The sequence below is a fragment of the Paracoccus aminovorans genome, from assembly GCF_900005615.1.
In the GTDB taxonomy this organism is placed as follows: Bacteria; Pseudomonadota; Alphaproteobacteria; order Rhodobacterales; family Rhodobacteraceae; genus Paracoccus; species Paracoccus aminovorans.
In genome coordinates this window covers 41,840-61,225 of sequence record NZ_LN832560.1, presented here as the reverse complement: position 1 = coordinate 61,225, position 19,386 = coordinate 41,840, and the positions used below count along the sequence as shown (strand labels likewise).

Below are 19,386 nucleotides of genomic sequence, written 5' to 3'. Positions count from 1 at the left end.
GTCTCTGCATCAGAGCGACGCGCCATCATCGGCCCCCGGTTGCGGCGCACCCCGGCCCGAGGTCCGGCGCGCAAAGGAACAGGGCCGGCTTGGCCGACCCTGTCCCCGATTGCTGGCAAGGGGGCGCTTAGGCGCTCCACTCCTTGTTCTCGGCGATGTCCCAGCCGGCCAGGGTCTCGGCGCCGGCGGCACCGGTATCCTCTTGCAGCGTATAGGACACCTCGAACTGGCGGAAGTTCAGGGTCAGGGTTTCCTGGATGCGGTCAAGACCGTCCTTGGCGCCACCAGTCGAATAGCTGGTGATCATGATCTTGCCCATCTTGATGCGGAAATATTCGACCGGCGCCGCGCCGCCCGACTTGCGCACGATCAGCTCGCCGTTCTCGATGTGCTCGCCGTTGGTGCAGCGCTTGATCAGGTCGTTGGTCGCCAGGTCGACGTATTTCGTCAGGGTAATATCCTGCACGTTGACCTTGCCGCCGCCGCCGCCCGAGCCGACATGCGTGGTGCCCGACTGGGTCAGGCCCCAGTTCCAGGCCAGCACGTCGATTTCGTCGCGGTGGGTGTCGTCCTGGGACTCGCCCTTGATGTTGTTGGAAAGTTTCAGAAAGATATCGACAGCCATTCGATCACTCCTTGGCTATAATAATCAACTCAATGGGTTATTTGCCTTTGGGCAGCTTGGACACCAGCGACATGCCGACATCCATGCCTTCCAGCTGGAAGTGCGGTTTCAGATAGAACTTCCCCATGTAGTAGCCGGGGTTCTCTTCGTCCTCCACCACTTCCACCTTCGCACCGGCCAAGGGTTTCTTGGCCTTTTCGCGCTCGGTCGCGCTCTCGGGGTTGCCCGAGACGTATTTGTTGATCCAGGTCTGCAACTGGGTCTGCAGCTGCAGCCGGTCCGGGCTTTGCCCGATCTTGTCGCGCACCATGCACTTCAGATAGTGACTGAAGCGTGACACCGCGAAGATATAGGGCAGCCGCGACGACATGTTGTCCGAGGCCGTCGCCTGGTCGTCCACGTATTTCTTGGGCCGATACAGCGTCTGCGCGCCGATGAACGCCGCCTTGTCGGTGTGCTTGCGATGGATCAACCCGATCATGCCGGCCTTGGACAGCTCGGCCTCGCGCCGGTCGGTGATCGACACCTCGGTCGGGCATTTCAGGTCCTTGGAGCCGTCGCCGGTGTCGAAGTTGTGCGTGGGCAGGTTCAGCACCTCGCCGCCCGACTGCACGCCGCGGATCTGCACGGTCCAGCCGTGTTCCTTGTGCGCGCGGTTGATGTTCACCGCCAGCGCATGGGCGGCGTTCATCCAGGAATACTTCTGACCGGCGTGGCCGTCGGTCTCTTCCTCGAAATTGAACTCCTCGACCACGGAATTCGAGTTCTGGCTGTAGGGCTCGCGCGCCAGAACGCGCGGCATGGTCAGCGCGACATAGCGCGAATTCTCGCTGTCGCGCAGCCCGTTCCAGGCGGCGTAATCCGGCGTGTCGAAGATTTCCGACAGGTCGGGGGGCGTGCCGAGCTCGGTCCAGCTGTCCATGCCCAGAAGCTCGGGCGCGGCGGCCGAGATGAAGGGCGCATGGGCCGCGGCGGCGATCTTGGACATGTCGCGCAGCAGCGCCACATCGGCGGTGCCGTGGTCGAAGTAGAAATCTCCGATCAGCGCGCCGAAGGGCTTGCCGCCCAGCGTGCCGAACTCGGCCTCGTAGACGCGCATGTTCAGCGGCGACTTGTCCCATTTGGCGCCGGGATAGCGCCGGAACATCTGCTGCAGTTCCTTCTTCGAGACGTTCATCACCTTCACGCGCAGCGAGGCGTCGGTCTCGGAGTGGTTGATCGTATAGGCCAGCCCGCGCCAGGACGATTCCAGCTTCTGGAATTCCTCGTTGTGGATGACCTCGTTCAGCTGTTCGGTCAGCTTCTGGTCCAGCTTCGACAGCATCGCGTCGATGGTGTCGATCACGTCCTCGGCGATCAGGGTCTCGTCGTCCAGCGCCTCGCGCACCAGCGCGACCACGGCATTGTCGACCTCTTTCGCGGCGACGTCGGTGCGCGGCTTGATGGTCTGCTTCAGGATGTCCGAGAACTCGTCAAGGCCGGTCAGGCTGCCCGCGGCCTCGGCCTGCTGTTTCTGCGCCATCAGTTATCCTCTTCCTCGGCCGATTTGGACGTCTCGCGCTCGGCCAGGGCGGCCATCAGTTCGGGGTCGTTCAGAAGCTTGCGGATCTGCTCCTGCGCCTTGGGCTTCGAGTTCATGTAGCGCTGCAGGTTCGCCAGGTGCTGGCGCGCCTCCAGAAGCTTCTTCAGCGCCGGGATCTGGCGCGCGACGGCGGCCGGGTTGAAATCGTCCATGCTTTCGAAGGTCAGCGAGACGCCCAGCCGGCCCTCGCCGCCCAGCTTGTTCTGGACGTTGAAGCTGGCGCCGGGGGCCACGCTCTTCATGTAGTCGTCCAGCGTGGCGGCGGTCACGTCGACGAAGTCGCGCTCTTCCATCTCGGGCTTCTCGACCTCGGAGGCATTGCCCGACAGGTCGGCCATGACGCCCATGACAAAGGGCAGCTCGACCATCTTCTCGCTGTCATAGGGGTCTTCGTAGGAAATATTCACCCGAGGCGGGCGGTTGCGCTTGATAAAATCGGTCGCCTTGTCCGAAGCCATCAGATCAATCCTCCATTGCGCAAGGCAAACTGTAAAATAACCACCGAGTCAATTCCGCAAAACTGCCCTAGGATTCGCCCGAAGGCGGCGCTGGGGCAAGCAGTTCGGCAACGATGGCGTCGAAACGCTTCGACAACATGTCACGGGCCCTGGCCAGAAGCAACGGCACCGGACTGGCCGGTTCATGCGTCGCGAAATAGCCCTCGACCCCGACCAGGGCCGCGATCATCTCGGCCCGCCGGGTGATCGGCGGCAGGGCGGCGGGCGGGGCGGTTTTCTCGGGCTGGCCTTCCAGCCCGACCTGGGTCAGCGCCTTCAGCCGCTCCATCGGCAGGGCGAAGGGCGTGCCCTGGCCGATGCGCAGCACGGCGGCGCCGGCCTGCTGCGGCATCAGCATTTCCAGCGCCTCGACCAGCGGCCGGCCAATCAGCTGCCGCGCCTGCGCCGCCAGCATCAGCGCGGGGGAAGAGGGCTCGTGCCGGGCCAGCCAGGCGCAGGCCGCGTCCAGCGCAGCCTCGGCCGTGGCGCGGTCGGAAACCGGGCGGTCCGGGGCCGTGGCCGGCTGAGGCCGGGCCGTTTCGGCGGGCGCGGCCAGGTCCTGCGCCAGATCCCCGGCCGGGGGCTCGGGCGCAGGGGCCGCGGGTTCCCAGGGGCGAAGTTCGGGGCGCGCCGCGGCGATCATCGCCTGCATGTCGGCCAGAGCGGCGGTCAGCGCGCCGAAGTCCGGGCGGAAAGGCGCCTCGGGCAGAGCCGCCGCCTGGCGCGACAGCCGATGCAGCGCATCCGACAGCCGCAGCAGCCGATCATGCGTGGCGGTCAGGGCGCGCAGATTGGCCTCGGCCCGCAGCGGCGCCAGCAGGTCGGCGCCGGCCAGATCCTGCTCCGAGGCGCGCGGCGTCGCCTTGCCGGTCGCGACCATGTAGCGACGCAACGTCACATCGGTGTTCGACACAACCGGAAGGTGCGCAAGCGCCATCACCACCGTCGGCTGGCCGTTCAGCGATTCGACCGCCGCCCGGCGTTCGGACCCGTGCGGATGCAGCGCCTCGGGCCATTGCGCCAGCGCCGCGGCCATGTCCTCGACCGTGGCGGCGAAGGCTTCGAGTTGGCCGGCCAGGATCTGGAACCGCGCCAGCAGGCCCATCAGCCGCAGGTCGCGCGAACGCCGCAGAAGCGCGCGGATCGTCGCCGTCTCGGCGGCCAGATCGACCGAGCGCGGATCGAACAGCCGGTCCTCGCGTCCGTCGCCGGCATTGCCGGGAATGAAATAGCGCTCGGGCATGCGCGCTTCCGCCTCGAAGTAATAGTCGAGGAAGGCGGCATCGTCCTGCCGCTCCAGATCCGGGCCGCAGGGATCATCGGGCGAAATGGGATCGAGCAGGTTGAAATCGGACACGGCGCAAGACCTTTCATCAATCGGAGGCAGAGCCTAGGGCAGCGCGGCGTCGCCGTCATGCGCCTTGCGATAGGCTTCCGCGAAAAGCCGCAGGAATTCGTCGAGGATGCCGTTCTCGCTGGCGGTGCGGGCGTCCCAGCGGGCGACGTATTCGTCCCAGGCGCGGGCCTTGCGGTTGCCCATCAGCCCGCCGCCCTTGACCTCGCCCTCGATCCGCTCGGGGGCAAGATCGCCGACCAGCCCGATCAGCGCCGGCTGCAGCGCGGCAAACAGCGCGGTCTGGTGCCGGCGCAGGTCGCCGAGCGCCAGGTCGAACCCGGCCGCGCCGGTCAGGAACCCGGCGCGCGGGCGCAGGAACAGCGCATCCAGCGCCTCGGCGGCGTCGGGCAGGAATTTCAGCGGGTTGTTGTCGCTGGCGCCGCGCATCGTGCGCTCGGCCGAGCGGGTGAAATGCCGCGCCGCCGCCCGATCCTGCAAGCCGGCCATGACCTGCCCGGCGACGGCGCGCATGGACTGGCCAAGCGCGCGGGCGAGGTCCTCGGGGGCGACGTTGCGGGCAAGGTCCGGGGGGATGCCGGCGCCTTCGCAAAAGGCGCGCAGGAAGGCCGAGGGATCCTCGGGCGCGGCGACCGGCGCGGGCGGCGGCGGGGCGGATGCGGGTGCCGGCGCGGGCTCGTGGACCGGGAAGGCCACGAAATCGCTGGCGAAATCGGGACCGCGGCGCAGGTCCGCGGCCGGGGTCACGTCGATGGGCGCCGGCGCCGGCGCCAGGGCCCAGGGATCGTCCAGCACCGGCTCGTCCACCGGGCTGTCCACCCGATGCGCGGGCAGCGATCCGGGCGTCATCGGCCGGCCCTGCGGCTGGTCGAACAGCGCCGCCACGATATATTGCCCGACCTGGAAGCGGTCGCCGTGCGCCAGCACATGCGGCCCGTCCAGCCGGTGGCGGTGGCCCTGCAGGAAGGTGCCGTTGGTCGAGCGGTCGCGCAGCACCCAGCGCCCGTCCTCGAACCCGACGTCGAAGTGATGGCCCGAGATGTAGCGGCTGGCGTCGGGCAGCACCCAGTCCATGCCAGGCCGCCGCCCGACCTGGATGCCGCCTTCGGGCACGGCGATGCTGACCGGCCCGCCGTCGTCCAGCACATGGAAGTTCTCGATCTCAAGCGTCAGCATCATGTCTCATCAATAGGCGCGGAACAGTGCCTCGGCCATGTCCAGGAATCGGGCAAGATAGAACGAGCGCCGCGACAGGTCCGCCCGGGCGAGGCAGGACAGCACCGCGCTGTTCAGCGCCACCGGCGCCTTGTGCGGCGCCGAGCGTTCGGGGTCGTTCGGCGCCGGCGTGCCGGTGGACCAGCCCACCGCCAGCGCCAGCAGCACCGAAGGGCTGCGGGTCGGCGCCCAAAGCGCCTCGCGCATGATCTCGTGGCGCTGGCGGGTGCTGGGCTGCGCGAGCCAGGTCGCGATCCGCTCCATGGTCGGACGTTCCTGCGGTTGCAGGTGGCCGGCCATCAGCCGCAGGCATTCATAGCCCCAGCCGGCGGCCACGCTGGGCAGGGCGGCGAAGGCGGTGAAGGTGACCGCCTCCTCGGGCGTGGTCGAGGCGCGCAGCCGGTTCAGGAAGGCCAGCCCGTCCTCGCCCTCGCGCGGGCGCAGCTTGATCAGGTCGGCCAGCTGCGGGATGGCGGCGAACAGCGCCAGCGGCGGCGGCTCGCGCAGCATCCGCCGGGGAGGCTTGGTCTTTTCATCCGCCGCGTCTGCGTCCATCGCTGCCGTCTCGCCGCTGCCTTCGCACCGGGGCGACTATGAAAGCAGCGGCGCCGATCCGCAACCCGCAGGCTGGCGGCCGACCGGCGCGATCAACCGCGCAGATCCTCGGGCAACAGCGCGTCGGGCAGGTTCTGGAAGCAGACCGGCCGCAGGAAGCGGCGGATCGCCAGGGTGCCGACGCTGGTGGCGCCGAAATTCGTCGATGCCGGGTAAGGGCCGCCATGCACCATCGCATCGCAGACCTCGACCCCGGTGGGCCAGCCGTTCGCCAGCACCCGGCCGGCCTTGCGTTCCAGGACCGGCATCAGCCGCCGGGCCAAGCCCACGTCGCCGGCGTCCATCTGCAAGGTGGCGGTCAGCTGGCCGTCCAGCGCGCGGGCAAGGCCCAGCATCTCGTCGTCCGAGGTGGTGGTGACGACAAGGCCGAGCGGGCCAAAGACCTCTTCCCCCAAGGCGTGGCTTTGCAGGAAGTCCCGCGCGCTGGTCCGGTAGATGCCGGGCCGCGCATTGCGCCCCCGGCCGTCATGGTGCAGCACCGCCGCGGCATGGGTGCCGATGCGGGCGGCGCCTTCGCGATAGGCGGCGGCGATGCCCTCGGTCAGCATGACCTGTTCCGGGGCGCCTGCCAGCGCCTCGGCGGCGGCGGCGGTGAAGGCGTCGGCATCCTCGGCGCGCAGCACCAGCAGGCCCGGATTGGTGCAGAACTGCCCCGCGCCCATGGTCAGGCTGGCGGTCCAGTCCCGCGCGATCTGCGCGCTGCGCGCCGCCAGCGCATGGGGAAGCACGAAACAGGGGTTGATGCTGCCCAGTTCGCCGAAGAAGGGGATCGGCTCGGGCCGCGCGGCGCAAAGGTCGTAAAGCGCCCGGCCGCCGCGCAGGCTGCCGGTAAAGCCGACCGCCCGGATCAGCGGGTGCTGCACCAGCGCCGCGCCGACCTCGTGCCGGTCGCCGTGGATGAAGCCGAAACTGCCGGCCGGCATTCCGGTGGCGCGGATGGCGGCATGGATGGCCTCGGCCACGATCTCGCCGGTGCCGGGATGGGCGGGGTGGCCCTTGACCACCACCGGGCAGCCCGCCGCCAGGGCCGAGGCGGTGTCGCCGCCCGCCGTCGAAAACGCCAGCGGAAAGTTCGAGGCGCCGAAGACCGCCACCGGCCCGATGGGCCGCTGGATCAGCCGCAGGTCCGGGCGCGGCAGCGGCTGGCGGTCGGGCAGCGCCTTGTCGTGGCGGCGGTCGAGGTAATCGCCCTTGCGGATATGGTCCGCGAACATGCGCAACTGGCCGGTAGTCCGGCCACGCTCGCCTTGCAGCCGGGCCTCGGGCAGGCCGGTTTCCTGCGTGCCGATGGCGGTGATCGCCTCGGCGCGGGCCTCGATCTCGTCGGCGATGGCGTCGAGGAAAGCCGCGCGGTCCTCGCGCGCGGTCCAGCCATAAGTCCAGAAGGACTCTTCGGCCGCCTCGCAGGCGCGGTCCACCAGATCGGCGCTGCCGCTGGCGAAACCATGCGCCGGGCCATGCGCGGGGGCCGAGCGGAATGTCGCCCCGCCCCGACCCATTCGCCCGCGATCAGATGCTTGCCTTGCGGTGTCCAGTCCATCGGTCTTCCTTCAGAATTCGAATGCGTCCACGGTGTTGCGGCTGCCGAGGGTAAAGGCGTCCGCCACCAGCACCATCGGCGACAGGTCCACCTCGGAGGCGCCCCTGCGCACCAGTTCCGCCATGCGCGCGTAAAGCGCCGGATATTCGCCCATGATGCTGGCCTCGCCCCCGGCATCAGCACCGTCGATCTCCAGCACATTGCCGCCCAGGCGCAGCGCGAGGCGGCCGGCGTCGGTCCAGAACTCCATGTCCCAGGTCTGCGGGCCCTGCTGGCGAAAGTCGAAATCGGCGGTGATGTTACCCGACAGCGCCAGCCGCGCGGCGATGGGGGCCTGGCGGTTTTCCGGGAAATCCAGCTCGGCGGCGCGCAGATGCACCGGCATCGGCAGGATCTCGGTCAGGATCGACAGCGCGTTGATGCCGGGGTCGAAGACGCCCATGCCGCCGGCCTGAAAGATCCAGTCCTGGCCGGGATGCCATTTGCGCACATCCTCGCGCCAGGTGATCCGGCCCTCGTGGATGACACGATCAGCCAGCCATGCCTTGGCGGCGGCAACGGCATGGGCCACGCGCGAATGCCAGGTGGCATAAAGCGTCACCCCCTGCGCCTGCGCCAGGTCGCGCAGGATATGCACCTCGGCCAAGGTCGCGCCGGGCGGCTTTTCCAGCATCAGATGACGCCCGGCGCGCAGGACCGCCTGCGCGGCCTCGAAACGGGGCACGGGCGGCAGGCACAGGCTGACCGCACCGATGTCGGGGCGGGCGTCGAGCATGTCCTCGATGCGCGGGAAGGCCTCGATGCCCGGGGCGCGGCCATGGCGGCTGACCGTCGCGGCCAGTTCCCAGTCGGGGCTGGAGGCCAGCGCCGGAACGTGCTGGTCCAGCGCGATCTTGCCGATGCCGACGAGCGCGATTTTCATCAGTGGCTGTCCTTTCCGACCGGGTTGCCGCGGCAGCCGCGCAGGAAATCCAGGTCCGCGCCGGTATCCGCGCCCATGACATGCGCCTGATGCAGCCAGGCATAGCCGCTGGCGGGCTGGTCGGGCAGCGGCCTCCACGCGGCCAGCCGCTCGGCCAGTTCCGCGTCCGAAATGTCCAGGTGCAGCCGGCGGTTCGGCACGTCCAGCTCGATCATGTCGCCGTCGCGCACCACGGCCAGCGGCCCGCCCGCCGCCGCCTCGGGCGAGGTATGCAGCACCACCGTGCCGTAAGCCGTCCCCGACATGCGCGCGTCGCTGATCCGCACCATGTCGGTGATGCCCTTCCTCAGCACCTTGGGCGGCAGGCCCATGTTGCCGACCTCGGCCATGCCGGGATAGCCCCTTGGGCCGCAGTTCTTGAGCACCATGACGCAGGTCTCGTCGATATCCAGCGCCTCATCCTCGATCTTGACCTTGTAATCGTCGATGTCCTCGAAGACGACGGCGCGGCCGCGATGCACCATCAGATGCGGGCTGGCGGCCGAGGGCTTCAGCACCGCCCCATTGGGCGCCAGGTTGCCGCGCAGCACCGCGATGCCGCCCTGGTCGGTCAAGGGCCGGTCGGAGGGCAGGATCACGTTCTCGTTCCAGTTCACCACGTCCCTGACCTCGTCCCAGATCGTGGCGCCGCTGACGGTCAGCGCGTCCTTGTGCAGCTGCCCGGCCTCGCCCAGCCGCTTGATGACCACCGGCAACCCGCCGGCATAGAAGAACTCCTCCATCAGGTATTTCCCCGAGGGCATCAGGTTCACGATGGTCTTGACGTCGCGGCCGCAGCGGTCCCAGTCGTCCAGCGTCACATCGACCCCCACCCGGCCGGCCAGCGCCAGCAGGTGCACCACCGCATTGGTCGAACCGCCGATGGCGCCATTGGTGCGGATCGCGTTCTCGAACGCCTGCTTGGTCAGGATATCGCTGGGCTTCAGGTCGTCCTTGACCATCTGCACGATGCGCCGGCCCGAAAGCTGCGCCATGACGCGGCGGCGACTGTCCACCGCAGGGATCGCGGCATTCCCGGACAGCGCCATCCCCAGCGCCTCGGCCATGCTCGCCATGGTGCTGGCCGTGCCCATGGTGTTGCAGGTGCCTGATGAGCGGGACATGCTCGCCTCTGCCTCGAGGAATTCCTCCTGCGTCATCTCGCCGGCCTTCACGGCCTCGCTGAACTTCCACAGATGCGTGCCCGAGCCCACGCGCTCGCCCCGGAAATAGCCGTTCAGCATCGGGCCGCCGGTGACGACGATCGAGGGAATGTCGGTCGAGGCCGCCGCCATCAGCAGGCTGGGCGTGGTCTTGTCGCAGCCGACCAGCAGCACCGCGCCGTCCATCGGCTGGCCGCGAATGGTCTCCTCGATGGCCAGCGCCGCGAGGTTGCGAAACATCATCGCGGTCGGGCGGAAGGTGTTCTCGCTGGCCGAGAACACCGGCACCTCGACCGGAAAGCCGCCGGCCTCCCAGACCCCGGCCTTCACCTTTTCCGCCAGTTCGCGCAGGTGGCCGTTGCAGGGGGTCAGGTCGGACCAGGTGTTCAGGATGCCGATCACCGGGCGGCCGTCGAACAGGTCGTGCGGATAGCCCTGATTCTTCATCCAGCCGCGATGATAGATCGTGTCGCGGGAATTGCCGCCATACCAGTGCTGCGAGCGAAGCTGGCGGGGCCACGGGGCGGGCGTGAAGGACATGGGCGACCTCTAGAGGATGGCGACGGCGACCGGGGCCGCGTCCTGGGGCTGTTGGGTCAGGGGGTTGCGCAGCGGCAGGCCGAAGGCGTCGCAAGCGATCTCGAATTCGTCGCCGGGCCGGGTCGCGATCCCGTCGGCGAAGCTCAGCGTCGCCGTGCCGAAGAAATGCACATGCACGTCGCCGGGGCGGCGGAACAGGCCGTATTTGAAATGGTGGTGTTCGAGGTTCGCCAGGCTGTGGCTCATGTTCGCCTCGCCCGATAGGAACGGCTTTTCCCAGATCGCCGCGCCGTCGCGGATCACGCGGCTGGTGCCCTCGACATGCCGGGGCAGGTCGCCCAGCCGCAACTCGGGACCATAGCTTGCGGGGCGCAGCTTGGAATGGGCCAGCCACAGGTAATTGCCGCGTTCCGTTACGTGGTCGGAGAACTCGTTCCCCAGCGCGAAGCCCAGCCGGAAGGGCGTGCCGTCCGGGCCGATGACGTAAAGCCCGGCGATTTCCGGCTCCTCGCCCGCGTCCAGCGCAAAGCCGGGGCTGTCCAATGCCGCGCCGGGCGCCACGGCGGCATGGCCATTGCCCTTGTAGAACCATTCGGGCTGCGCGCCGACCTGGCCGGCGCCGGGCTTGCCGCCTTCGAGCCCCATGCGGAACATCTTCATGCTGTCGGTCAGCTCGTCGCCGTCCAGCTTGGCATGCATGGCATTGCGCGTCGCGGCCGAGCCGAGATGCGTCAGACCCGTGCCGGTCAGGTGCAGATGCGCCGGGTCGGGATGGTCCAGCGGCAGCAGCATCCGCCCCTCGGCCGAGGCCAGCGCCAGATCGACCGCGGCGCCCTCGCCGCGCGCCTGGGCCTCGTCGGCCAGGCTGCGGCCGGCGGCGATGGCGTCCAGCGCCAGGTCGCGGGTCGCGGTGGCGCCGGGCACCAGCCGGGCCTCGGCGCCCGTGCGCAGGGCGACGGCGCGGCTGCCGTCCGAAAACACGAGTTGCGACAGAAACATGCCCGGCCCCTTCTGCTTGCGTCCCGTCCGGGTCGGCGTGGCCGGCCCTGCGGCCCGCAAGCCCAGTCGTGAACGATTCCCCCTTGGCGGCTGCGGCCGCCACGCCGGCCCGGCCTTGCAGCGGGCTCTGGGCCGGACGATAGCAAGCCGACGACATGATGATAAAATTACATTAAAGGCATTCGTCATGCCGTAAACGATATGTATGCGCGATGCCCGGCCGTTGCCGCCGGCTGGTCGCCGCTACTTGCCGGCCAGGGCGATCAGTTCGGCCACGGATTTCACGTTCATCTTTTCCAGGATGCGGGCGCGATGGTGGTCGACGGTGCGTGGGCTGATGCCCAGGGCCGCGGCCAGTTCCTTGCTGGAAATCTCGGAGGGGCGGTCGATCATGCGCGCGACGATTTCCTGTTCGCGCGCGGTCAGCCGCTCGAACCGGGCGCGCTGGCGGCGAGCCTGCTCGTCGCGGGCCAGGCGGTCGCGGGCGATGGCGAAGGCGGTTTCGATCCGCTCGACCAGATCGCCCTGGCGGAACGGCTTTTCCAGAAAGTCGAGCGCGCCGGCCTTGATCGCCTGCACCGATTCCGGCACGCCGCCATGGCCGGTGATGAAGATCACGGGAATGGTCGCGCCGCGCTGGTTCAGGTGGCTTTGCAGTTCCAGCCCGTTCATGTCCGGCATGCCGTAGTCCAGCACCAGGCAGCCCGCCCGGCGCGGGTCGAAACCCGCCAGGAACGAGGCGGCGGAAGCGTGGCTTTCCACCGCATAGCCGCGTTTTTCCAGCGCGCGCTGCAGGGATTTGCGGATGTCCTCGTCGTCGTCGATCACGAAGACGGTCAGGATCGGGTCGGGCATGGCATTCCTGCATTCTGGGTCATCGGGTCACGCTCCGGCATCGGCCGCGGCCTGGCAGAGCGGCAGGGTAAAGACGAAACGCGCGCCGCGCGGCGGCACCGCCTCGTGCCACAGCGCGCCGCCATTCGCCGCCAGGATCGAGCGGCAGATGGACAGGCCAAGGCCCATGCCGCCGGGCTTGCTGGTCTCGAACTGCGCGAACAGGCTGATGCCGGGGGCGACGCCGGGGCCGTTGTCCTCGACGGCGATGCGGACCTGGGCGCCCTCGCGCCGGGCGCTGAGGATGACGCGGCGCTCGGCCGAGGGGTCGGGCGCGCAGCCGGGCGCGGGCGCCAGCGCCTCGATGGCATTGCGCAGCAGGTTCACCAGCACCTGCGCGATCTGGACGCGATTGCCGCGGATCGGCGGCAGGTCGCCGGCCAACTCGGTCTGCACCACGACCCGGGCCTCGGCGGCCTCGGCCTGGATCAGATGCAGGGTCTGGCGCACCAGGTCGGCCAGGTCGAAGGCGGTGGCCGCGCCCTCGTCCTTGCTGATGAAGCCGCGCAGCGCGCGGATGATCTCGCCCGCGCGCAGGGACTGGCCCTCGATCTCGGTCAGGATGTCGCGCAGTTCCGGCTCGTCGATGGCCAGCTGGTCCAGGATCAGCAACGCGGTGTCGGCGTTCTGGGCGATGGCGGTCAGCGGCTGGTTCAGCTCATGCGCCAGGCCCGCCGCCATCTGGCCCATGGTGTTGCCGCGCGCCAGATGCGAGATGTCGCGGTTCAGCTGCACGATCTGCGCCTCGGCGCGCTTGCTGTGGGTGATGTCGTCCATGGTCAGCACGGCATGCAGCGGCTTGCCCTGCTCGTCCCGGACCAGGATCTCGTTCAGGGTGATCCAGATGGTGCTGCCGTCCTTGCGGACGCAGCGCATCTCGCGGTTGACGGCGAAATCGCCGCCGTCGGTGGTGAAGAAGGCGCCGACGAAGGTCGGGTCCTCGGGGTGGACCAGTTCGCGCAGCCGCATCCCTGCCAGTTCCGCAGCGCTGTAGCCGGTGATCTGGCAGATGCGGGCGTTCACGCGGATGAAGCGGCCGCTGTCGGGCGCGATCTGCGCCATCCCGCGCGAGGACATCTCGAAGGTCTGGCCGTATTCGTGCTCGGTCTTGCGACGCAGCGCGATCTGCTGGACCAGCGCCGCATTGGCGCGTTCCAGTTCCTTGTAGGTCTTGGGCAGCGGCGCGTCCGGGTCCAGCTCTCCTTGCGAGATCAGGGCCGTGCGCACGGCGAAGGCCCGCACCGGGCGGTGGATCGCATCGGCCAGCGCCAGACCCAGCAGCCTGGTCAGCCCAGCGACCAGCGCCGCCAGCCAGATGTTCAGCGTGCGGTTGCGCTTCAGCGCGCCGGTGAAGTCGCCCTCGGGGGCATAGACGGCGATGGTCCAGGGCAGCGTGTCGCTGATGACCGGCATGATGGTTGAAACGTAGGAGGCGCCCTGATAGTCGAAACGGCCGGGGGTTTCCGTCTGCACCGGAATGGCGCCGGCCAGTTCCAGCGGGCCGAAGGCGGCGCGGGCGATGGGATCGCCGATCTCGCGGATGTCGGCGAAGCGCAGCGTGCCGTCGGCGTTGCGGGCCTTGATCAGGCTGGCGTCGGGATGGGCGATCACGTCGCCGTTGCGGTTGATGATCAGCGCCCGGCCGTGCTGGCCGATGTTCAGCCGCGCCAGGAATTCCGAGATCATGCTGATCTCGATGTCGACGCCGACCGCCCCGCGCAGGTTTCCGTCCGGCCGCAGCACCGGCGCCGACAGGGTGATGCCCGGCTGCTGGGACGAGAAGAAGATATAGGGGTCGGTCCAGACCGTCGCCCGCCGCTCCTTGGCGCCTAGATACCAGGGCCGACTGCGGGGGTCGAAGCGGTCCGCGGGATCCTCGCGCCGCTCCACCACCGCGAAATCGTCGCTGCGCCAGATGAATTCGGTTCGGCGCTTTCCGTCCGGGAACGAGATGATCTTGGTGCGGAACTCGCCCGGGCCGTCGGGGCTGCGCATCACATAGACGAAACTGCCGTCCTCGCGCCCGAAATAGAGCCCGGCGAATTGCGGCGCGATCTTCAGCTGCTGGAACAGCAGCCGTTCCAGCATGGGCGTGTCGTCGCTGGCGATGACGCTGTTCTGCGCCAGCTGCGCGGCCAGTTCGGCGGCGCCCTGCGCCGGCTTCAGGAAGCCGCGGGAATGCTCGATCGTGTTGACGCCCACGTCGCGCAGCAGGTCGCGGGCATGGCGCATCAGCGCCTGTTCCGAACTGAGATAGGAGGAAAAGACCACCAGCAGGATGGCCAGGAATTGCAGCCCGGCCAGCCCCAGGGCCAGCGTCGCCCCCAGCGATTTCCTCATCGCGGACCTTCTCCGGTCGCGGGGTCGCGCAAGCGTCGCCTCTTTCCCATGCCGAGCCGCCCCCAGGATGCGGATCGCGCGCCTGAATGTCGCGCGCCGAGCTTCCATACCGCCGCCCCGGAGGCGGGCATAGGGTGGGCGGCTGTTTTGCCACGCGGGCGTTGCAGCGGCGCCTAGGCAAAATTGCCTATTCAGACCCAGGGCTCCGGCCGGCGGAAAGAAATGCCGTTGCGGTGCCGGCCGTTGTCCCGGATGCGAGGCGGCTCGGCCGCCGCCGGGGCGGGCGGGGCGCGGCGGTCCGGCCGCTTGCGTCAGCCGCCGCCGGCGCGGAAATCGGCGGGGCGGATGCCGTGGCGGGCCAGCTTGTCGTAGAAGGTCTTGCGCGGCAGTTTCAACCGCGCCATCGCCTGGGTGGCATGGCCCTCGGCCCGGCGCAGGGCGTCGCGGATCAGTTCGGCCTCGTATTCCGCGACCAGATCGGCCAGCCCCGCCGCCGGCTCATGCTCGGCGCCATCGCCGGTAAAGGAGGCCAGCCCCAGCGCGTGGCTTTCGGCGAATTGCTGCAACTCGGCCAGGTTGCCCGGCCAGTCGTGGCTGGCGAGCCGCGCCTTGACCGCGCCCGTCACCGGCGTCACCGGCAGGTTCAGCCGCTGGCAGGCCTGCAGCAGGAACTGCCGGAACAGGGCCGGGACATCCTCGCGCCGCTGCGCCAGGGCCGGCATCTGCAGGCTTGCGGCCGCGATGCGGTAATAGAGGTCGCCGCGGAACGTGCCGGCCTCGACCATCTGCGCAAGATCGCGGCCGGTCGAGGCGATCAGCCGCAGGTCCAGGGGCCGCGGCGCGGCGGCGCCGGCGGGCCAGATCTCGCCCGCCTGCAGGATTGCCTGCAGGCGCGCCTGCAAGGCCGGGGCCAGGGCGTCGATCTCGTCCAGGAACAGCGTGCCGCGATGGGTCTTTTCCAGCTTGCCGGCCTGGCGGGCCATGCGGGTGCCGGGCGCCTCGATCCCCATCAGCTCGGCGTCGAAGCGGGCCTCGTCCAGCGCCGCGCATTGCACATGGGTAAAGGCGCGGGCGCGGCGCGGGCTTTGCCGGTGGATCGCGCGCGCGGCGGTGCGCTTGCCCGCCCCCTCGGGCCCGGTGATCAACACGTCGCCGCCCAGCTGGGCCAGCCGTTCGATGCTGTCGCGCAGATGCACCATGACCGGCGAGGCGCCGCTGAGCCCGATCTCGGTCCGCGGCTCGTCGCCCTGGCGGGCGCGCAGGGCGCGGTTTTCCAGCACCAGCGCCCGCGCGGATGCCGCCCGCGCCAGCGCCGCCGCCAAGGGGCCGCCGCCGATGGGCTTGGTCAGGAAGTCGTAAACGCCCTGCTTCAGTGCCGCGACCGCCATCGGCACGTCGCCATGCCCGGTCAGCAGGATCACCGGCAGTTCCGGGTCCAGCGCATGAATGCGCTGGAACAGCTGGAACCCATCCATGCCCGGCATGCGCACGTCGGACAGAACCACGCCTGGCCAGTCGGGGCCAAGGCCCTGCAGCGCCTCGGCGGGGTCGTCGAAGGTTTCGGCCCGAAAGCCGGCCAGCTTCAGCGCCTGCGCCTGCGCGGCCAGAAGATCGGGGTCGTCGTCGACCAGGCGGACGAGCGGGACCTCGGTCATGGCAGCCTCGGCAGGTCCAGGTGGAAGCTGGCACCCTGCCCCGGCTCGGAGGGTGCCGCGGTCAGCTCGCCGCCGAAGTCGCGGGCGATCTCGCGCGAGATCACCAGCCCCAGCCCCAACCCGCGCGGCTTCGAGGTGGCGAAGGGCGTGAACAGCGTCGCGGCGATGCCGGGCGCCAGCCCCGGCCCGTTGTCGCGGATGGTCAGCCGCACGCGGTCGGGCTGCTCGTGCAGTTCGATGCGCAATTCGGCGTCCGGTCGGCCCGAGAGCGCCTCTTGCGCGTTCTGGATCAGGTTGACGAGGATCTGCTCCAGCCGCACCCGCTCGGCCCGCACGGTCAGGCCGGGCGGGATCTGCGGCAGCACCATGCGGATGCCCTCGGCCCGGCGACGGCTGGCGACCAGCAGCAGCGCGGCGTCCAGCGCCTCCTTCAGCGCCACGGGACCCAGCTCGCCGGTGGCCTTGCGGGCAAAGCCGCGCAGCTCGGTGGTGATCTGGGCGATGCGGTCGGACATGCGCAGGATCTGGTCCAGGTTGCCGGCCACATCCGGCGCCGCGCCCTCGGGCAGCATCTGGCGGCCGTTCTCGGCTAGCAGGCGAATGGTGGCGAGCGGCGTGTTCACCTCATGCGCGACGCCGGCGGTGATCTGGCCCAGCGTCGCCAGCTTGTTGGCCTGGACCATCTCGCCCTGCAACTGGGCCAGCCGCTGCTCGGCGGCGCGGCGCTCGCGCATCTCGGCGGTCAGGTCGCGGGTGCGTTCGTCCACGGCACGTTCCAGGTCGGCGCGGTAACGCCGCTCGGCCTCGGCGCGGCGGGCGGCGCGGGTGCGGGCGCGCGCGGCCCAGACACCCCCGCCCAGGGCCAGAGACAGCAGGAAGCCGACCGTCCCCGTCGCCAGCACCGCCGCCGCGGTCGCCTCGGCGGCGGGTGCCCGGATCACCAGCCGCCAGTCGGCGCCGGGCACCGGCAGCGCCGCCGCCACCTCGCCCGGGCCGGACGCCGGCAAGGGGCCGAAGCGCAGCGCCGGGGTGCTGGACAGGATCACCTGCCCGGCGGCATCGGTCACGAAGATGCGCTCGCCGGCCTGCGACCAGTTCGCCTCGGTGCGGTCGAATTCGACCTTGACCACGATCACCCCGCGCGGCCGGCCGGCCACGGCCACGTCATGCGACAGATACAGGCCCGGCCGCTTGCTGACCGTGCCCAGGGCGAATTGCGTCGCCTCGCCCCGCAGCAGCGCCTGGCTGAAATAGTCGCGGAAACCGTAGTTCGAGCCGACGAAGCTGGCCTCCTCGTTCCAGTTCGAGGCGGCGATGGCCAGCCCGTCGCGGTCCAGCAGATAGATCACGGCACTGTCCGTCGCCTCGCTCAACCGCTCCAGCTTGTGCGAGGCCCGTGCCGCCGTCCCGGCCGCGGGATCGGCCAACGCCTCGCGCATCAGGCTGTCGTCGGACAGCACCACCGCCACCGCGCGCTGCTTGGCCAGCACGCTTTCCAGCGCCTGCACCCGGGTGCGCGCCGTCACCTCCAGCCGCTGGCCCAGGTCGCGCACCGCCCGGTCCCGCACCAGGGTAAAGGTCAGCGCCAGCAGGCCCAGAAACAGCGCCAGCACCACAAGCACCGCGGCCAGACGCCGCGGTGCCGCCAGCGCCCGCATCGAATCAGCCGTCACCGCCGGGTCCCTGTGTCGCAAGCGCCCTCTCCGCCCTGTGTGGATTTTCACACTAGCACGCCGGCACTGTGTGGAAAACCGCACGATTTCCGCGGCGTTCCGCCGCCAAAAATCCATGATTACAATGCATTGCTGCCATGCGCCCGGCTTTTGGGCGCCAAAGCCCGCCGCTTTATCATGGCTGTCACATACCCGTCATTCGCAGGTCGGAGGAGGCCCCCATGCAAATCGACACCTCGGCAGCGCCCGTCGTTCACGCGCCGCGCCCGTTCTATCGCCACCTGTATTTCCAGGTGCTGATCGCCATCGCCGCCGGCGCGCTGATCGGCCATTTCTATCCGCAGACCGGCGAGGCGCTGAAGCCCCTGGGCGACGCCTTCATCAAGCTGGTCAAGATGATCATCGCCCCGGTCATCTTCCTGACCATCGTCACCGGCCTGGCCGGCATGGGCACGCTGAAGGGCGTGGGCTCGGTCGTGGGCAAGGCCTTCGGCTATTTCCTGACCTTCTCGACCCTGGCGCTGATCGTCGGGCTGATCACCGCGAACGTCATCCAGCCCGGCGCCGGCATGAACATCGACCCGGCGACGCTGGATGCCAGCAAGGTCGCCGACTATGCCGCCAAGGCGCATGAGACCTCGCTGACCGGCTTCGTCATGGACATCATCCCGACCACGATGACCTCGGCCTTCGTCGAGGGCAACATCCTGCAGGTGCTGTTCGTCGCCATCCTGTTCGGCATCGGCCTGATCCTGATCGGCGACAAGGGCAAGCCGGTCGTCACGATGTTCGAGGCGATCAGCCACGCCGTGTTCCGCATGGTGGACATCCTGATGAAGGCCGCGCCCATCGGCGCCTTCGGGGCCTTCGCCTTCACCATCGGCAAATACGGCATCGCCTCGGTGGTGAACCTGGCGACACTGGTCGGCACCTTCTACCTGACCTCGGCGCTGTTCGTGGTGGTGGTGCTGGGCACGGTCTGCATGCTGAACGGCTTCTCGATCTTCAAGCTGATCGCCTATCTCAAGGCGGAGCTGCTGCTGGTGCTGGGCACCTCGTCCTCGGAATCCGCCCTGCCCTCGCTGATGGAGAAGATGGAGAAGGCGGGCTGCAAGCGCTCGGTCGTGGGACTGGTGGTGCCGACGGGCTACAGCTTCAACCTGGACGGCACCAACATCTACATGACCCTGGCGGCGCTGTTCATCGCCCAGGCCACCAACACCGATCTGTCGCTGCAACAGCAGGTGCTGCTCTTGCTGGTCGCCATGCTGTCCTCGAAGGGCGCGGCGGGCGTGACCGGGGCCGGCTTCATCACCCTGGCGGCGACGCTGTCGGTGGTGCCCACGGTGCCGGTCGCCGGCATGGCGCTGATCCTGGGCGTGGACCGCTTCATGTCGGAATGCCGCTCGCTGACCAATTTCATCGGCAACGCGGTCGCCACCGTGGTGGTCAGCCGCTGGGAGAACGCGCTGGACCGCGAGCAGTTCGACCGGGTCCTGAACGGCGGCGCCGAGGGTGTCGCGCATCCGGTCCACGACCTGCACGGCGCCCCCGCAGGCCTGCAACTGAACGAGGCCAGCGCCGACTGACCGGCAAGGGCCGGAAAAGCACCAAAGGTCGGCGCGCTGCAGATCGGCGCGCCGGCCCTTTTCGTTCCCGGCAGGCCCCTGCGCCGGACATTGCGGCGGCGCAAAGTCGAGGGCGGCGAAAGCTGCGATCCTGAGACCCGTATT

Annotated in this window: 14 protein-coding genes and 1 pseudogene; 1 reads left to right on the top strand and 14 read right to left on the bottom strand. The window is 69.3% G+C overall.

Features of this window, described 5'->3' with window-relative positions; translation table 11 throughout:
- Nucleotides 1-127 precede the first annotated feature (127 nt).
- The 14 genes and pseudogenes from JCM7685_RS15665 to JCM7685_RS15600 all read right to left on the bottom strand — a co-directional run bounded on the left by JCM7685_RS15665 (nt 128) and on the right by JCM7685_RS15600 (nt 17,653).
- Nucleotides 128-625, bottom strand: coding sequence for an Hcp family type VI secretion system effector (locus JCM7685_RS15665; RefSeq protein WP_074967483.1), 498 nt, complete (start codon nt 623-625; stop codon nt 128-130).
- Between the two features lie 37 nt (nt 626-662).
- Complete coding sequence (gene tssC / locus JCM7685_RS15660; RefSeq protein WP_074967485.1) at nt 663-2,147, bottom strand: type VI secretion system contractile sheath large subunit; 1,485 nt, start codon at nt 2,145-2,147, stop codon at nt 663-665.
- Nucleotides 2,147-2,665, bottom strand: coding sequence for a type VI secretion system contractile sheath small subunit (tssB, locus tag JCM7685_RS15655; protein WP_018001533.1), 519 nt, complete (start codon nt 2,663-2,665; stop codon nt 2,147-2,149). Before tssB ends, tssC begins: the two co-directional genes overlap by 1 nt.
- 67 nt (nt 2,666-2,732) lie before the next feature.
- The gene (locus tag JCM7685_RS15650) at nt 2,733-4,061 is read right to left on the bottom strand and encodes a type VI secretion system protein TssA (RefSeq protein ID WP_074967487.1); all 1,329 of its coding nucleotides are present in this window, start codon (nt 4,059-4,061) and stop codon (nt 2,733-2,735) included.
- 33 nt (nt 4,062-4,094) lie between these two features.
- Entirely contained in the window at nt 4,095-5,237 is a 1,143-nt protein-coding gene (gene tagH / locus JCM7685_RS15645; RefSeq protein WP_074967489.1) for a type VI secretion system-associated FHA domain protein TagH, read from the bottom strand.
- A gap of 6 nt (nt 5,238-5,243) precedes the next feature.
- On the bottom strand, nt 5,244-5,828 hold the full coding sequence (locus JCM7685_RS15640) for a DUF6931 family protein (protein WP_231964731.1): 585 nt from the start codon (nt 5,826-5,828) through the stop codon (nt 5,244-5,246).
- Nucleotides 5,829-5,920: 92 nt separating this feature from the next.
- A pseudogene (locus JCM7685_RS15635) lies at nt 5,921-7,428 on the bottom strand (aldehyde dehydrogenase (NADP(+))).
- Nucleotides 7,429-7,438: 10 nt separating this feature from the next.
- A complete protein-coding gene (locus tag JCM7685_RS15630; protein WP_074967495.1) occupies nt 7,439-8,350 on the bottom strand; it encodes a Gfo/Idh/MocA family protein in 912 nt (303 codons plus the stop codon).
- The gene (gene araD / locus JCM7685_RS15625) at nt 8,350-10,092 is read right to left on the bottom strand and encodes an L-arabinonate dehydratase (RefSeq protein WP_074967497.1); all 1,743 of its coding nucleotides are present in this window, start codon (nt 10,090-10,092) and stop codon (nt 8,350-8,352) included. The genes JCM7685_RS15630 and araD overlap by 1 nt, the downstream gene beginning before the upstream one ends.
- A 9-nt stretch (nt 10,093-10,101) precedes the next feature.
- The gene (araD1, locus tag JCM7685_RS15620; RefSeq protein ID WP_074967499.1) at nt 10,102-11,091 is read right to left on the bottom strand and encodes an AraD1 family protein; all 990 of its coding nucleotides are present in this window, start codon (nt 11,089-11,091) and stop codon (nt 10,102-10,104) included.
- Nucleotides 11,092-11,334: 243 nt separating this feature from the next.
- Nucleotides 11,335-11,946 carry a response regulator transcription factor gene (locus JCM7685_RS15615; protein ID WP_074967501.1) on the bottom strand — a complete coding sequence of 204 codons (612 nt, stop codon included), beginning with the start codon at nt 11,944-11,946 and terminating at the stop codon, nt 11,335-11,337.
- Nucleotides 11,947-11,973: 27 nt separating this feature from the next.
- Nucleotides 11,974-14,325, bottom strand: a complete 2,352-nt coding sequence (locus tag JCM7685_RS15610) for a cache domain-containing protein (protein ID WP_074967503.1) — start codon at nt 14,323-14,325, stop codon at nt 11,974-11,976.
- Nucleotides 14,326-14,636: 311 nt separating this feature from the next.
- Entirely contained in the window at nt 14,637-15,980 is a 1,344-nt protein-coding gene (locus JCM7685_RS15605) for a sigma-54-dependent transcriptional regulator (RefSeq protein ID WP_074967505.1), read from the bottom strand.
- Nucleotides 15,977-17,653 (bottom strand): sensor histidine kinase, encoded by a 1,677-nt coding sequence (locus JCM7685_RS15600; protein WP_269458836.1) that lies wholly within the window; start codon nt 17,651-17,653, stop codon nt 15,977-15,979. Before JCM7685_RS15600 ends, JCM7685_RS15605 begins: the two co-directional genes overlap by 4 nt.
- Before the next feature lie 221 nt (nt 17,654-17,874).
- Here JCM7685_RS15600 and JCM7685_RS15595 point away from each other — a divergent pair, with 221 nt between their 5' ends.
- On the top strand, nt 17,875-19,242 hold the full coding sequence (locus JCM7685_RS15595; protein WP_074967509.1) for a dicarboxylate/amino acid:cation symporter: 1,368 nt from the start codon (nt 17,875-17,877) through the stop codon (nt 19,240-19,242).
- The last annotated feature ends 144 nt before the right edge of the window (nt 19,243-19,386 follow it).

Bases quoted from the DNA above. Each gene is read 5' to 3' on its own strand.
- tagH (WP_074967489.1), bottom strand. From the start codon at position 5,237: ATGATGCTGACGCTTGAGATCGAGAACTTCCATGTGCTGGACGACGGC.
- tssC (WP_074967485.1), bottom strand. From the start codon at position 2,147: ATGGCGCAGAAACAGCAGGCCGAGGCCGCGGGCAGCCTGACCGGCCTT.
- araD1 (WP_074967499.1), bottom strand. From the start codon at position 11,091: ATGTTTCTGTCGCAACTCGTGTTTTCGGACGGCAGCCGCGCCGTCGCC.
- tssB (WP_018001533.1), bottom strand. From the start codon at position 2,665: ATGGCTTCGGACAAGGCGACCGATTTTATCAAGCGCAACCGCCCGCCT.
- JCM7685_RS15615 (WP_074967501.1), bottom strand. From the start codon at position 11,946: ATGCCCGACCCGATCCTGACCGTCTTCGTGATCGACGACGACGAGGAC.
- araD (WP_074967497.1), bottom strand. From the start codon at position 10,092: ATGTCCTTCACGCCCGCCCCGTGGCCCCGCCAGCTTCGCTCGCAGCAC.
- JCM7685_RS15605 (WP_074967505.1), bottom strand. From the start codon at position 15,980: ATGACCGAGGTCCCGCTCGTCCGCCTGGTCGACGACGACCCCGATCTT.
- JCM7685_RS15595 (WP_074967509.1), top strand. From the start codon at position 17,875: ATGCAAATCGACACCTCGGCAGCGCCCGTCGTTCACGCGCCGCGCCCG.
- JCM7685_RS15665 (WP_074967483.1), bottom strand. From the start codon at position 625: ATGGCTGTCGATATCTTTCTGAAACTTTCCAACAACATCAAGGGCGAG.
- JCM7685_RS15630 (WP_074967495.1), bottom strand. From the start codon at position 8,350: ATGAAAATCGCGCTCGTCGGCATCGGCAAGATCGCGCTGGACCAGCAC.
- JCM7685_RS15610 (WP_074967503.1), bottom strand. From the start codon at position 14,325: ATGAGGAAATCGCTGGGGGCGACGCTGGCCCTGGGGCTGGCCGGGCTG.
- JCM7685_RS15640 (WP_231964731.1), bottom strand. From the start codon at position 5,828: ATGGACGCAGACGCGGCGGATGAAAAGACCAAGCCTCCCCGGCGGATG.